The organism is Vibrio sp. V04_P4A5T148 (assembly GCF_963875605.1).
In the GTDB taxonomy this organism is placed as follows: Bacteria; Pseudomonadota; Gammaproteobacteria; order Enterobacterales; family Vibrionaceae; genus Vibrio; species Vibrio anguillarum.
The window spans coordinates 1-14,372 of record NZ_CAWNMS010000051.1 but is presented as its reverse complement, the minus strand read 5'-3'; the positions used below and the strand labels follow the sequence as shown (position 1 = coordinate 14,372).

Annotated in this window: 12 protein-coding genes; 10 read left to right on the top strand and 2 right to left on the bottom strand. The window is 44.8% G+C overall.

Annotated elements, in window-relative coordinates:
• Positions 1-12: 12 nt before the first annotated feature.
• Together glnD and map are read right to left on the bottom strand one after the other, a co-directional pair.
• Complete coding sequence (gene glnD, locus AACT18_RS11155) at positions 13-2,637, bottom strand: bifunctional uridylyltransferase/uridylyl-removing protein GlnD (protein WP_017046598.1); 2,625 nt, start codon at positions 2,635-2,637, stop codon at positions 13-15.
• Between the two features lie 117 nt (positions 2,638-2,754).
• Positions 2,755-3,597 (bottom strand): type I methionyl aminopeptidase, encoded by an 843-nt coding sequence (gene map, locus AACT18_RS11150; protein ID WP_017044011.1) that lies wholly within the window; start codon positions 3,595-3,597, stop codon positions 2,755-2,757.
• A gap of 384 nt (positions 3,598-3,981) precedes the next feature.
• Between map and rpsB the strand changes: the two genes are divergently transcribed.
• The 10 genes from rpsB to AACT18_RS11100 form a co-directional block, all read left to right on the top strand.
• On the top strand, positions 3,982-4,713 hold the full coding sequence (rpsB, locus tag AACT18_RS11145; protein WP_013856204.1) for a 30S ribosomal protein S2: 732 nt from the start codon (positions 3,982-3,984) through the stop codon (positions 4,711-4,713).
• A 128-nt stretch (positions 4,714-4,841) separates the two neighbouring features.
• Entirely contained in the window at positions 4,842-5,687 is an 846-nt protein-coding gene (tsf, locus tag AACT18_RS11140) for a translation elongation factor Ts (RefSeq protein WP_017044010.1), read from the top strand.
• A gap of 152 nt (positions 5,688-5,839) precedes the next feature.
• Entirely contained in the window at positions 5,840-6,571 is a 732-nt protein-coding gene (gene pyrH / locus AACT18_RS11135; RefSeq protein ID WP_010320123.1) for a UMP kinase, read from the top strand.
• A gap of 35 nt (positions 6,572-6,606) precedes the next feature.
• The gene (gene frr, locus AACT18_RS11130) at positions 6,607-7,164 is read left to right on the top strand and encodes a ribosome recycling factor (RefSeq protein WP_010320122.1); all 558 of its coding nucleotides are present in this window, start codon (positions 6,607-6,609) and stop codon (positions 7,162-7,164) included.
• 94 nt (positions 7,165-7,258) lie between these two features.
• On the top strand, positions 7,259-8,014 hold the full coding sequence (locus tag AACT18_RS11125) for an isoprenyl transferase (protein ID WP_013856207.1): 756 nt from the start codon (positions 7,259-7,261) through the stop codon (positions 8,012-8,014).
• Positions 8,015-8,027: 13 nt separating this feature from the next.
• Positions 8,028-8,870 carry a phosphatidate cytidylyltransferase gene (locus AACT18_RS11120; protein ID WP_017047317.1) on the top strand — a complete coding sequence of 281 codons (843 nt, stop codon included), beginning with the start codon at positions 8,028-8,030 and terminating at the stop codon, positions 8,868-8,870.
• Between the two features lie 48 nt (positions 8,871-8,918).
• The gene (gene ispC / locus AACT18_RS11115; protein ID WP_094124761.1) at positions 8,919-10,127 is read left to right on the top strand and encodes a 1-deoxy-D-xylulose-5-phosphate reductoisomerase; all 1,209 of its coding nucleotides are present in this window, start codon (positions 8,919-8,921) and stop codon (positions 10,125-10,127) included.
• On the top strand, positions 10,124-11,482 hold the full coding sequence (rseP, locus tag AACT18_RS11110) for a sigma E protease regulator RseP (RefSeq protein ID WP_013856210.1): 1,359 nt from the start codon (positions 10,124-10,126) through the stop codon (positions 11,480-11,482). Before ispC ends, rseP begins: the two co-directional genes overlap by 4 nt.
• A 48-nt stretch (positions 11,483-11,530) precedes the next feature.
• Positions 11,531-13,963, top strand: coding sequence for an outer membrane protein assembly factor BamA (gene bamA / locus AACT18_RS11105; protein ID WP_017046601.1), 2,433 nt, complete (start codon positions 11,531-11,533; stop codon positions 13,961-13,963).
• Positions 13,964-13,978: 15 nt separating this feature from the next.
• Positions 13,979-14,372: OmpH family outer membrane protein (locus AACT18_RS11100; RefSeq protein WP_094146646.1), on the top strand; the 394-nt coding region annotated here is incomplete at its 3' end.

Below are 14,372 nucleotides of genomic sequence, written 5' to 3'. Positions count from 1 at the left end.
TTCCTTTTCCGTTTAATTTGGCGCGAGTTCAGAAACATTTTTAATCAGCATTTCACGTAACGTGCACTCTTCTTCTTCACTCAATTTTCCGCCTTGTGAACCGGTGAGAATAAACAAGTCTTCTGCTCGTTCGCCAATGGTGGTGATTTTTGCACCATGCAGGTTAATGTTTAAGTCAGCAAATGTGGCTCCGACCGTTGCCAGCAGTCCCGGAGTATCAAGTGCGACTAATTCCATTAAGGTTCGTTTATTGCTTTTGGTGGGTAAAAAATCGACTTTAGTTTTGACTTTAAAATGTTGCAAGTTACGTGGCGTGCGGCGCAATTTCAGTTTGTTCTGCCAACCCGTTTCTAGCCCACTGAGTAGGTGTTTGATCAACGATGGGTGACACTCTTCGTCAATTGCATGGCCGTTTTGATCCAGTACCATGAAGGTATCAAGGACGTAGCCATCTTTACTCGACATGATCTGCGCATCATGAACATTGAGATTTCGACGGTCCAGTTCAGCAACCACAGTCGCAAAGAGGGCAGGTTGATCTTTAGTGTAAACAAACAATTCAGTGCCGCCACGAGTGGCTTTTTTGCTCATTAGGATCAGCGGTTGGCTTGGGTCGCTATGTTTGAGTAGGTGCTCACAATGCCAAGCGATCTGCTTGTGAGTGTGACGCAAAAAGTAATCCGCTTTAAAGCGTTGCCAAAGCACTTCAATTTCGCGTGCGCTGTAGCCTTCTTTACGAAGCAATGCGGATGCCATTTGTTGGTTGTGGCGAATGCGATCGCGCACATCTACCGGGTTTTCAAGCCCACGCCTAAGTGCCCGCTGTGTTGAGTGATATAGCTCTGCCAGTAAGGTGCGTTTCCAACTGTTCCAAAGCTCAGGGTTAGTAGCGCAGATGTCCGCGACAGTCAGGCAAACAAGATGTTCGAGATACTCTTCATCGCGCACTTTTTTGGCAAATTCGGTAATGACATCTGGGTCGTAAATGTCGCGTCTTTGCGCCGTTACCGACATCAAGAGGTGGTTTTGTACCAGCCAAGAGACTAATTTTGCTTCAGGTTTTGATAAACCGTGTTCAATACAAAAATCATAGGCTTCTACCGCACCGATTTCAGAGTGATCGCCGCCACGCCCTTTGGCAATGTCGTGAAAAATAGCGGCCAGAATCAGCATCTCCTTTTTCTGGAGACGTGGGTAGACTTCGCAACAGATGGGGTGTTTATCGTGATTTTGTGCGTAGCTAAAGGTATTGATGTGTTTGAGAAGACGAATGCTGTGTTCATCGACCGTATAAACATGGAATAGGTCGAACTGCATTTGTCCAACAATTTGGCTCCATTGGGGAAGATAAGCGGCGAGCACGCCTAATTTATGCATCAGGCTGAACGCACGATGTAGTGCGTTAGGGTGACGTACCAATGCCATGAATTTCTCACGCGCTTCGGGAATGGTGTGCAGGAATTTATTGAGCCGCCTTCTGGCTGTACGCAACTGGCGCATGGTTGTGGGTGCGACGCTTTCGATGCTGGAATCATTGGCGATATGAATAAACATATCCAAAATTGTTTCAGGGCGAGCTTGGAAAAGCGCGGGTTTACGAGCTTCTATTAAGTTGCCACGACGTTGAAAATCATCATCTAAAATTTCTGCCACGGCTTCTTCGCCGTTATTGAGTATGGCTTGATCAAACAGACGCAGGAGCATTTTGTTGAGTTCCGCAACACGACGTAGCGTACGGTAGAACTCTTTCATCATCATCTCGACTGCGCGATTCCCTTCACCAGTAAAGCCCAGATGTTCTGCCACTTGAGCTTGATGAGCAAAAATAAGCCGATTGTCATAGCGTTTTAATTCAATGTGCAGCGCAAAGCGCACGCGCCATAAAAAGTCTTGGCACTCTACTAGCTCACGATATTCAGCATCAGTTAAAAAACCAAAACGACTCATTTCAAGCAGTGATGTTGCACCAAAGTGGCGTCTAGCCACCCAGCTTAAAGTATGAATGTCCCTTAAGCCTCCAGGAGTCGATTTGATATCGGGTTCAAGGTTATAAGTGGTGTCATGGTAACGAGCGTGTCGGTCGCGCTGTTCTTGAATTTTGGCGCGGTAAAAGGTTTCGCTTGGCCAAAACGATTCGGAATGAATCAACATCTTGAGTTTATAAAATGTCTCTTCGCTACCACATAATAACCGAGCTTCTTGTAAGTTTGTTGCGACGGTTAAATCTTCACGGCCAATTTCAGCGCACTGCTGCACGGTACGCACGGCATGGCCTACTTCTAAACGCAAATCCCACAGCAGGGTAATAAATTCACTAATTTTACTGCCGAGTTCCGCGGGTAAAGTATGATTGGAGACGACCAGAATATCGATGTCCGAAAGAGGATGAAGTTCACCGCGGCCATAGCCTCCGACGGCCACTAAACTGATGTCTGGAACCTGCGAAAATGAATAATGTTCCCATAACCTGTAGAGCAGTTGGTCCATATATTCAGAGCGGCCTAGTACCAGGTCGTTGACCGGATGGTGGTGCAAAAATTGATGTTTCTGATACTGAGTGAACTGTTCAAGTTGTTGTTTAAGCTCGCCGATAGTGAGTTGTGTATCAGTAAAGGTGAGGGGAGACTGAAAAGGCATAACGGCAATCCATGCTGGTGATATGTCACAACGTAGACTGACTGTATCAAATCACTGCAGATAAAAAAATATCCCTGCAAGAGGGATATTGATTGATAAGGTTTTGGTTCGATGTAATTAGGCGTTATGCATCAGACGCGGAATGGTTTCTTCTTCACGCAGCGTCAGCACTTCACAGCCAGTGGCGGTAACCAAAATGGTGTGTTCCCACTGCGCTGAGTTTTTGCCATCGGCGGTGTAAACCGTCCAATTGTCTTCATCATCAAGGCGGCAACCAAATTTACCCGCATTAATCATTGGCTCGATAGTGAAAATCATCCCTTCACGCAGTACGGTTCTGTCGCCGTTTTTATAGTGAACCACTTGTGGTTCTTCATGAAATTGAGCGCCAATACCGTGGCCGCAATAATCTTTCACAATCGAAAATTTAAGGCGTGGGTTATTTTTATTATTGGTTTTAATGTGTTTTTCGATCGCAGTACCAATCTCACCCAATTGAACACCGGGCTTGACCTTCTTCATGCCGATATAAAGACACTCTTGCGCAACAAGACATAGGCGCTTATCTGCTGGCGACACTTCACCGACAAAGAACATCTTTGAGGTATCACCGTGGTAGCCATCTTTAATAACCGTGATATCAATGTTCAGAATATCACCCTCTTTCAGTACCGCTGGACGCTGTAATTGCCCATACTGCGTATCTTGAGTTGCCGGAATGCCGTGACAAACAATGTGATTGATAGAGGTACAGATCGATTTAGGAAAACCGTGGTAATTCAATGGTGCTGGAATCGCTTGCTGTACTTCAGTGATGTACTTGTGGCAGATCTGGTCAAGTTCTTCAGTGGTGATGCCCACTTTTACATGCGGTTCAATCATCTCAAGGACATCGGCAGCCAGTTTACCCGCGACGCGCATTTTGGCTATTTCTTCAGCAGTTTTGATTTTTACAGACATCGGCTTTCTCTATGCGTTAATTCTTGAGCACTTAACTGTGCGAATGGGCGTTATTCTAGCAGTGCATGGATGAATCGCAAGGGATCCCTGTCGGTAAGTAAGAATTGTTTGCATAACTACAGCTTACCTAGGCCATGATGTGTCGTATTTTTTTCTAGCCAGAGAAGGGCTAAATATGGTATAAAGCGCGCCGGAATCGAAGTGCGTTTTCTTCTGAAATGACGAAGCCCACCTTCCTTTCTAAACACATTATCTTTAAATCACACACATTCCGACACGTGTTCCGGGGTGCTCCAACAATAAAACTATCGGCAACAACCGAATAGATGTTAGGGGTCGGATACATGGGGAATGTGGAGGCCTAACCCCATAGAGGATTTTTAAATGGCAACTGTATCAATGCGCGACATGCTAAAAGCTGGTGTTCACTTCGGTCACCAGACTCGTTACTGGAACCCAAAAATGAAGCCATTCATTTTTGGTGCTCGTAGCCGTGTTCACATCATCAACTTAGAAAAAACTGTTCCTATGTTCAACGAAGCTCTAGCTGAGCTACAAAAAGTTGGCGAGAAAAAAGGTAAAGTTCTTTTCGTTGGTACTAAACGCGCAGCATCTGAAGCTGTTAAAGAAGCGGCTATCGCAAGCAACCAATTCTACGTTAACAACCGCTGGTTGGGCGGCATGCTAACTAACTGGAAAACTGTTCGTCAGTCAATCAAGCGTCTAAAAGAGCTTGAAATTCAAGCAACAGATGGCACTTTTGATAAGCTAACTAAGAAAGAAGCTCTAATGCGTACTCGTGAAATGGAGAAGCTAGAGAAATCTCTTGGTGGTATCAAAGATATGGGCGGTCTACCTGACGCACTATTCGTTATCGATGCAGATCACGAGCACATTGCAGTTAAAGAAGCAAACAACCTAGGTATCCCAGTTTACGCTGTTGTTGATACTAACTCTAACCCAGATGGCGTTGACTACATTATCCCTGGTAACGACGACGCAATCCGTGCAATCCAGCTTTACCTAAATGCTGTTGCAGAAACGGTTAACGAAGGTCGTAACAAAGATGCAGCTGCACTTGCCGCTGCAAAAGACGGTTTCGTAGAAGCAGAATAATAGCGGCTCTGAGTCACACTTGATTATATGTGTCACACGATTGATGCATTGAACAAGTTATAGTTAGCATCAGGGGCCAAACAATCGGCCCCTGATTTTTACCACCAGAATCAACTGAGGAATAGAGAATGGCAACTGTAACTGCTGCTCTAGTAAAAGAACTGCGCGAGCGTACTGGCGCAGGTATGATGGAATGTAAAAAAGCGCTTGTAGAAGCAAACGCTGACATCGAACTAGCAATTGAAAACATGCGCAAAAGCGGCGCAGCTAAAGCAGCGAAAAAAGCAGGTAACATCGCAGCTGAAGGTACTATCCTAATTAAAGAAGCTGATGGTTTTGCAGCACTTCTAGAAGTGAACTGCCAAACTGACTTCGTAGCAAAAGATTCAAGCTTCCTAGCGTTCGCTAACGAAGTTCTAGAGGTTGCACTTGCTGAGCGTCTAGATATCGCAGCACTTCAAGCTAAATTTGAAGAAGCACGTATTGCTCTTGTTGCTAAAATTGGTGAAAACATCACTATCCGTCGCGTTCATTACATCGAAGGCGCTAAAGTTGGTTCATACCGCCATGGCGACCGTATCGGTGTTGTGGTTGCTGGTGAAGCGGATGAAGAGACCATCAAACACGTAGCAATGCACGTTGCTGCTGCAAAACCTGAGTACGTGAACCCTGAAGATGTACCAGCAGAAGTTGTGGCTAAAGAGCGTGAAATCCAAATCGAAATCGCAATGCAATCTGGCAAGCCAGCGGCAATTGCTGAGAAAATGGTTGAAGGCCGCATGACTAAGTTCACAGGTGAAGTATCACTTACTGGTCAAGCGTTCATCATGGATCCTTCTCAAACTGTTGGCGCAATGCTGAAAGCTAAAGGCGCAACCGTTACTAACTTCGTACGTCTAGAAGTTGGTGAAGGTATTGAGAAAGCTCAAGAACTTAGCTTCGCTGAAGAAGTTGCAATGGTTCAAAAAGGTTAATCCTAGCGATTTTGCCTAAAAAGAGACCGTAGCCAAGGCTGCGGTCTTTTTACGAATGGCATATTGAGACTAATTGTGATGATTTAGAATTCAGTATTCAGTTTTAAATCATGACTGTTAATTAACAACTCTCTATTTGGAAGGTAAGCTCCATGACTACGAACCCTAAACCAGCCTATCAACGTATCCTGTTAAAACTTAGCGGTGAAGCGCTACAAGGCGAAGAAGGTTTTGGTATTGATCCTGCGGTGTTAGATCGCATGGCACAGGAAGTAAAAGAACTGGTTGAACTGGGTGTTCAAGTGGGTGTTGTCATCGGCGGCGGTAACTTATTCCGTGGCGCAGGTCTTGCTGAAGCGGGCATGAACCGTGTTGTGGGCGACCACATGGGAATGCTGGCAACCGTAATGAATGGTTTGGCAATGCGTGATGCTTTGCACCGTGCTTATGTGAATGCGCGCGTGATGTCTGCCATTCCTCTTAAAGGTGTGTGTGACGATTACAATTGGGCCGATGCTATCAGCCAACTACGTCAAGGCCGTGTTGTGATCTTCTCTGCGGGTACTGGTAACCCATTCTTCACAACTGATTCTGCTGCCTGTTTGCGCGGTATTGAAATTGAAGCGGATGTGGTTCTAAAAGCGACAAAAGTAGATGGCGTATTTAGTGCAGACCCAGTGGCAAACCCAGACGCAGAACTGTATGATAAGCTGTCTTATACAACCGTGCTTGAAAAAGAGCTAAAAGTGATGGACTTGGCCGCGTTTACGCTAGCGCGTGACCATAAAATGCCAATCCGCGTATTTAATATGAACAAACCGGGCGCACTACGTCGCGTGGTAATGGGTGAAGCGGAAGGTACACTAATTAGCACCGCTGACTAATCACTCCAAAACAAAAAAACAAGTAGGTGATATTTGTGATTAACGAAATCAAGAAAGACGCTCAAGAGCGTATGGATAAGAGCGTAGATGCCCTGAAAAACAACCTTTCTAAGGTACGTACTGGTCGCGCTCACCCAAGTTTACTCTCCGGCATTTCTGTCGATTACTATGGTGCTTCGACACCGCTGAATCAAATCGCTAACGTTGTAGCTGAAGATGCACGTACTCTCGCGATCACTGTTTTTGATAAAGAGTTGACGCCAAAAGTTGAAAAAGCGATTTTGATGTCTGATTTGGGTCTAAACCCAATGTCTGCAGGTACGGTTATTCGTGTACCACTGCCACCACTGACCGAAGAACGTCGTCGTAATTTGGTGAAAATTGTTCGTGGTGAAGCCGAAGGTGGTCGCGTTGCGGTTCGCAACATTCGTCGTGATGCCAATGGCGACTTAAAAGCTCTACTGAAAGATAAAGAAATCTCTGAAGACGAAGATCATAAAGCGCAAGAAGAGATTCAAAAACTTACCGATGTAGCGATTAAGAGAATTGATGAAGTTCTTGCTGCAAAAGAAAAAGAGTTAATGGAAGTTTAATTCGCTCTTTTTAGCCTTTCTAAAACGCTGTGCTCACAGTGCAGCGTTTTTTATGCTATTTTGCCCTATCAGTTTGGTAATCAATTAATTTCTTATGCAAAACTCATCCCTCTCATCTGATGTATTACCCCAACACATCGCAATCATTATGGACGGAAATGGCCGTTGGGCTAAAGCACAAGGTAAACCTCGTGTATTTGGTCATAAGAATGGTGTAGCAGCGGTCCGAAGAACGATTTCTACTGCAGCGAAATTGGGTATTAAAGCCGTTACTTTGTTTGCCTTTAGCAGTGAAAATTGGCGACGTCCGGAAGCTGAAGTAGGCGTGTTGATGGAGTTATTTATTACTGTGCTATCCACAGAAGTAAAAAAGCTGCATAAGAACAATCTGCGTCTTAGGGTCATTGGTGATAAAACACGTTTTAGCTCACGCTTACAAACAAAAATCGCTCAGGCAGAAGAGTTAACCTCATCAAACAGTGGCATGGTCGTTAATATCGCCGCAAACTATGGCGGAAAATGGGATATCACAGAAGCAATGCGCTCTATCGCGGTCAAAGTGGCGAGCGGTGAGCTTTCTCCTGATCAGATTGACGAGACGCTGATTACACAGTCGCTAACGATGTCTGATATTCCTGAAGTGGATTTGCTCATTCGTACCAGCGGTGAATGTCGTATTAGTAATTTTATGTTGTGGCAATTGGCCTATGCAGAGATGTACTTTACGCCGATTTACTGGCCTGAGTTTGGTGAAGAAAGTTTAATTGAAGCAGTGACTTGGTTTGTTAACCGTGAACGCCGTTTTGGCTGCACAGGGGAACAGGTTAAGGCATTGATGGAACAGAAATAAAGGATCCATTAGTTTGAAGCAACGAATTATCACGGCGCTCATATTAGCTCCACTGGTGATGCTGGGCATTTTTGAACTGCCACTCCCCCTATTTATGGCCGTTTTGGCCCTTGTGGCGCTCGTCGGTGTATGGGAATGGACGCAGTTTATCGATTCGACATCTAGGTACCTGGCGCTGTTACCCGCCATTATTATTGGTGGAGCAAGTTACCTACTGATTTCCCCTGATGCCGTTAGCCTAGCCAACATGAACTCGAATCACTATGTGATATTAAGTGTTGGGGTGGCTTGGTGGCTGTTTTCTAGCTTTTTAGCTATTACCTATCCTAAATCCCGTCCATGGTGGGAAAAATCCAATCTACTTAGGCACCTTTTTGGTGTGCTTACGCTACTTCCTTTTTTCTGGAGCGTCCTTTTTTTACGCGCAGAAGCCTTTTTGAGTGAGCCATACCACGGTGCTAAGTTGGTGCTATTTGTCTGCTTAATTGTTTGGGCTGCAGACAGTGGCGCTTATTTTGCGGGCAAAAGTTTTGGTAAGCACAAAATGGCACCAGCAGTCAGTCCAAATAAAACCATTGAAGGGTTGATTGGTGGCATTATTACGGCATTGATTGTGGCGTGGTTTACTGCTGATTGGTTTGATATCCGGTTTACAAACACGCTGTCGATGGTCGGTATTACATTAGCGACGGTGATTATCTCTGTGCTCGGTGATCTGGTCGAAAGTATGTTTAAGCGCGTTTCAGGAATTAAAGACAGCAGTAATATTATTCCTGGGCATGGCGGCGTTTTGGATCGTATCGATAGCCTGACGGCTGCATTTCCTGTTTTTGCTCTACTGTATTTCATTTTCTAATGCTTGGGTTAAGCTGTCTTACCTCAATCTTAATTCACGGTTGTTGCTATGCGTAAGTTAACGATTCTCGGGGCCACAGGTTCAATTGGGGCAAGCACATTAAAAGTCGTGGCTCAAAATCCCGAACACTTTTCCGTTGTGGCTTTAGCCGCGGGAAATAATGTCAATAAAATGCGTGAGCTATGTCAGCGTTGGCAGCCAGTTTATGCGGTAATGGCAAACCAAAAGGCGGCGGATGAGCTTTTAGCTCAATTGCAGTCACTGAACTTAAAAACAACCGTATTATTTGGTGAAGACGCCATGTGCCACGTCGCCGCATTAGATGAGGTGGATACGGTGATGGCGGCGATTGTTGGTGCAGCAGGTTTGTTACCAACCATGGCCGCGGTAAAGGCGGGCAAGCGTGTTTTGTTGGCAAACAAAGAAGCCTTGGTGATGTCTGGCCAATTGTTTATTGATGCGGTCGAAAAACACGGTGCGGAATTGCTCCCTGTCGATAGCGAACATAACGCGATTTTTCAATGCTTACCCCCTGAAATTCAAGGCTCTTTGGGTCGCTGTGATTTACAAGAACATGGTGTGCAACATATTCTGCTCACGGGTTCTGGCGGCCCTTTTCGCTATAGTGATTTATCCTCGTTAGCTGATGTTTCACCACAGCAAGCGATTGCTCATCCTAACTGGTCGATGGGGCCGAAAATTTCGGTTGATTCCGCTACCATGATGAACAAAGGTTTGGAATATATTGAAGCTAAGTGGCTGTTTAATGCATCGAAACAGCAATTAAAAGTGTTAATCCACCCACAATCGGTGATCCACTCTATGGTGCAGTACCGCGATGGTTCGGTGCTTGCGCAAATGGGGGAACCCGATATGTCCACGCCAATTGCTTTAACTCTCTCTTATCCAGAACGCATTACTGCGGGTGTTCCGGCACTGGATTTTACCAAATTAAGTAATTTGAGTTTTATGGATGTGGACTACGAGCGTTATCCTTGTTTGGGATTGGCGATTGATGCTTGCTATCAAGGGCAACATGCCACCACCTCTTTAAATGCAGCCAACGAAATAGCCGTTGAAGCTTTTTTAAATAAGCAAATTCGTTTTACCGATATCGCACAAGTTAATGAACGTGTATTGTCAAAAGTGTGTGCAGCACATACTCGGTTACATTGCTATGACTTGGAAAGCTTGTTAGAGCTCGATAGAATGGCGCGCACTATTGCCCAGCAAATCATACAAGAGCATTTATTATGAGTGGTATTTTGTGGAATTTCGTCTCTTTCATCATTGCGTTAGGTATATTGGTTGCTGTGCATGAATTTGGTCATTTTTGGGTAGCACGTCGCTGCGGAATTAAAGTCGAAAAATTTTCCATTGGCTTTGGTAAATCACTTTGGAGCCGAGTAGCCAAAGATGGCACCGAGTACAACCTCTCAATTATTCCTCTCGGCGGCTACGTTAAAATGCTCGATAGCCGTGTTGATGATGTTCCAGCTGAATTAAAACCCTTAGCTTTTGACCAAAAACCATTGTGGAAACGTGTCGCTGTCGTGAGTGCTGGGCCTGCTTTTAACTTTTTCTTCGCCATTTTTGCCTATTGGCTCGTGTTCTTAATTGGTGTTCCAGCGGTAAAACCTGTGATTGGCGAAATTGCCCCGCAATCGATCGCCGCTCAAGCGGGTTTAGAGTCAGGAATGCAGATCAAAGCAGTCTCAGGAGTGAATACCTTAGATTGGGAATCGGTCAATATGGGGCTGATTAGCCATATTGGTGATGAACAATTAACGCTCACCGTCGGAACCAATAATGAAATTGGTGTGGATGAAATCAAAACATTAGATATCCGTTCTTGGAACTTTAACCCAGAAACAGAGTCTGCTATGGGAGCGTTGGGTTTTAAACCATTTGTCCCTGAAATATCGCTGACGCTAACCAATGTTTCTCAAGGCAGCGCCGGAGAGAAGGCCGGGTTAGAAGTTGGCGACACCTTGATCGAAGCCAACGGTGCGAAGATAAACCATTGGCAGCAAGTTGTGGAGTTGATACAAAGCCATCCCAATCAGCCAGTTTCATTGGTTGTTGTGCGTGATGAACAACGCTTGACTATCGAGCTTACGCCTGACGTTCGTGAGTTACCGCAAGGCAAAACGATAGGTTTTGCCGGAATCGCTCCTAAAGTCGCAGAATGGCCGGAAAGTTATCGATTTGAGCTGCAATATGGTGTATTTGAATCAGTCGGAAAAGCGGTTGAAAAAACACAGCAAGTGATCAACTTAACCGTCAGCATGTTGAAAAAACTGGTGGTCGGTGATGTGGGGTTGAATAATCTGAGTGGGCCGATTTCGATTGCCAAAGGAGCTGGAACCACCGCTGACTATGGTTTGGTCTATTTCTTGGGTTTTCTGGCTCTGATTAGTGTCAACTTAGGCATTATCAATCTAGTACCACTGCCAATGTTAGATGGCGGACACTTACTGTTTTTTGCAATTGAAGCCGTTATTCGTCGTCCTGTCCCAGAGAAGATTCAAGAAATGGGATACCGAATTGGTGGGGCGATCATCTTTTCTTTGATGGCTGTGGCAATATTTAATGATTTTAGTCGCCTGTGATTTGTAACCATTAGGCAGAAGTTGTAGCAAGGAATAACAAGAATAAATATGGCAATGAAACAGATCCTTTTCGCGACACTATTGGCAACCAGCCTCTCAGCACATAGTGCCGAGAATTTCGTAGTGCAGGATATTCAAATTGAAGGGCTTCAACGCGTTGCGCTCGGCGCTGCATTGCTTAAAATGCCCGTTCGAATTGGCGATACCGTTGATGCACAAGATGTCGCGGATATTATCAAAGCACTTTACACTTCGGGCAACTTTGAAGACATCAAAGTATTACGAGACAACAACGTTCTGATCGTTCAGGTGAAAGAACGTCCAACCATTGCAAGTGTTTCCTTCTCTGGAAATAAAGCGATCAAAGAAGAGCAGTTGCAGCAGAATCTTGATGCATCCAATATCCGCATCGGTGAGGCGCTTGATCGTACGACCTTGAGCAACATTGAAAAGGGGTTGGAAGATTTTTACTACAGCGTGGGTAAGTACAACGCGACCGTAAAAGCGGTGGTAACACCTTTACCTCGCAACCGTGCTGACCTTAAATTTGTGTTCAGTGAAGGGGTTTCTGCGAAAATTCAGCAAATCAACTTTATTGGCAATGAAGTGTTTAGTGACCAAGATTTACTGTCACGCTTCAATTTGAATGTCGATGTGGCGTGGTGGAATTTCCTCTCTGATGATAAATACCAAAAGCAGGTCTTAGCCGCTGATATTGAAGCTTTGCGCTCTTTCTACCTCGACCGTGGCTACTTAAAGTTTCAAGTCGATTCCACGCAAGTTGCTATTTCTCCTGATAAAAAAGGCGTTTATATCACTTTAGGCATTAGCGAAGGTCAGCCTTATAAAATCAAAGACGTTAAATTCCGCGGAGAGCTGATTGGCAAAGAGGCTGAATTTACCGCTTTGATCCCGTTTGAAGCCGAGGAAACCTATAACGGCTCACTGGTGACCAAGCTTGAAGAAGATGTAAAACGAGTATTGGGTGAAGCTGGCTATGCTTATCCTCAAGTTCGAACCATCCCAGAATTTAATGATGAAACGCAAGAAGTTTCCTTGGTTGTTCATGTGGAAGCGGGTAAGCGTATCTATGTCCGTGATATTCGCTTTGTCGGTAATAACTCAACCAAAGATGAAGTTTTGCGCCGCGAAATGCGTCAAATGGAAGGCAGTTGGCTGAGCTCTAAAGCGATTGATACGGGTAAGAGCCGTTTGAACCGTCTTGGCTTCTTTGAAACAGTGGATGTGCAAACCGTACGTGTACCTGGTAGTGAAGACCAAGTCGATCTGGTGTACAACGTGAAAGAGGCCAACTCAGGTAGTGTTAACTTTGGTGTCGGTTATGGTACAGAATCAGGCGTGAGTTTTCAGGTTGGTTTACAACAAGACAACTTCATTGGTTCAGGTAATCGAGTTGGCATCAATGCCATGATGAACGACTATCAAAAGAACATCAGTTTAGATTACCGTGATCCCTACTGGAACCTTGATGGTGTCAGTTTGGGTGGTAAGATTTTCTATAACCAGTTTGAGGCTTCTGAAGCTGGTATTGTTGATTATACCAATGAAAGCTACGGCACAAGTTTAACGTGGGGTTTCCCATTTGACGAATTAAACCGTTTTGACCTCGGTATCGGTTACACGCACAACAAGATCGGTAATATCGATGAGTATGTGCAAGTCAGTCAATTCTTACAGTCTCAAGCGAGTAATCGTAGCGATGATGGCAGTTTGATCACCAATGACTTTGACGTCAACATCTCATGGACGCGCAATAATTTAAACCGAACCATTTTCCCAACGGCGGGGAATCACCAACGCGCTTTCTACAAGATGACAGTGCCGGGCTCAGACGTAAAGTATTTCAAAGCGCAGTACGATGTTCGCCAGTATTTCCCATTAACCAAAAAACATGAGTTTTCACTCTTGCTAAGAGGACGCTTAGGGTATGGTAATGGTTACGGGAAAACGGATGGTAACGATAACTTGTTCCCATTCTATGAAAACTATTATGCAGGTGGCTTTACCACTTTGCGTGGTTTTGGATCTAACTCGGCTGGACCGAAAGCGATTTATAACGATGCGACAGGATGTAATGGCAATAATGGTGGCAACAACCGCTGCTATAGCGCAACAGATGACTCTGTCGGTGGTAACGCGGTCGCGCTAGCCAGTGTAGAACTGATTGTACCGACGCCATTTGCCTCTGATGAAACTCGTAGCCAAATTCGCACCAGCATCTTCTTCGATATGGCCAGCGTTTGGGATACAGAGTTCGATTACAAAGATGGGAAACTCGGTTATGGTGATCAGTATTATTACGATTACTCAGATCCAATGAATTACCGTTCCTCTTATGGTGCGGCACTACAGTGGATGTCACCTATGGGGCCATTGGTATTTTCAATTGCCAAACCTATTAAAATTTATGAAGGTGATAATGAAGAGTTCTTCACTTTCACGATCGGCAGAACATTCTAATTAGAGGAAAGTATTTTGAAAAAAGCGATTCAAGCGGCAGGATTGGGCCTAGTTGTACTGAGTTCATCATTTTTTGCGCAAGCCGCTGAGGCGGCGCAGAAAGTAGGTTACATTAATACCGCGCAAGTATTCCAAGCATTACCTCAACGAGAAGTTGTGCTGCAAAAATTACAAGAAGAGTTTAAAGATAAAGGGGCAGAGCTACAGTCAATTCAAGCTGAAGCAAAAACCAAAATTGAAAAACTTAAACGTGATGGCGAACTGCTAGGTCAAGATGAGATCGAGAAGCTGCGTATTGAAATTGGTCAATTAGACAGCAAGTACAAAATCAAAGCGCAAGCGTTAGAGCAAGCCTCAGCGCGTCGTGAGAGTGAAGAGAAGCAAAAACTCTTCATGGTGATTCAAGACG

What these genes read in the sequence shown, in the direction of transcription:
- AACT18_RS11125 (WP_013856207.1), top strand. Translation starts at nt 7,259, where the DNA reads ATGCAAAACTCATCCCTCTCATCTGATGTATTACCCCAACACATCGCA.
- glnD (WP_017046598.1), bottom strand. Translation starts at nt 2,637, where the DNA reads ATGCCTTTTCAGTCTCCCCTCACCTTTACTGATACACAACTCACTATC.
- tsf (WP_017044010.1), top strand. Translation starts at nt 4,842, where the DNA reads ATGGCAACTGTAACTGCTGCTCTAGTAAAAGAACTGCGCGAGCGTACT.
- map (WP_017044011.1), bottom strand. Translation starts at nt 3,597, where the DNA reads ATGTCTGTAAAAATCAAAACTGCTGAAGAAATAGCCAAAATGCGCGTC.
- ispC (WP_094124761.1), top strand. Translation starts at nt 8,919, where the DNA reads ATGCGTAAGTTAACGATTCTCGGGGCCACAGGTTCAATTGGGGCAAGC.
- rpsB (WP_013856204.1), top strand. Translation starts at nt 3,982, where the DNA reads ATGGCAACTGTATCAATGCGCGACATGCTAAAAGCTGGTGTTCACTTC.
- bamA (WP_017046601.1), top strand. Translation starts at nt 11,531, where the DNA reads ATGGCAATGAAACAGATCCTTTTCGCGACACTATTGGCAACCAGCCTC.
- pyrH (WP_010320123.1), top strand. Translation starts at nt 5,840, where the DNA reads ATGACTACGAACCCTAAACCAGCCTATCAACGTATCCTGTTAAAACTT.
- rseP (WP_013856210.1), top strand. Translation starts at nt 10,124, where the DNA reads ATGAGTGGTATTTTGTGGAATTTCGTCTCTTTCATCATTGCGTTAGGT.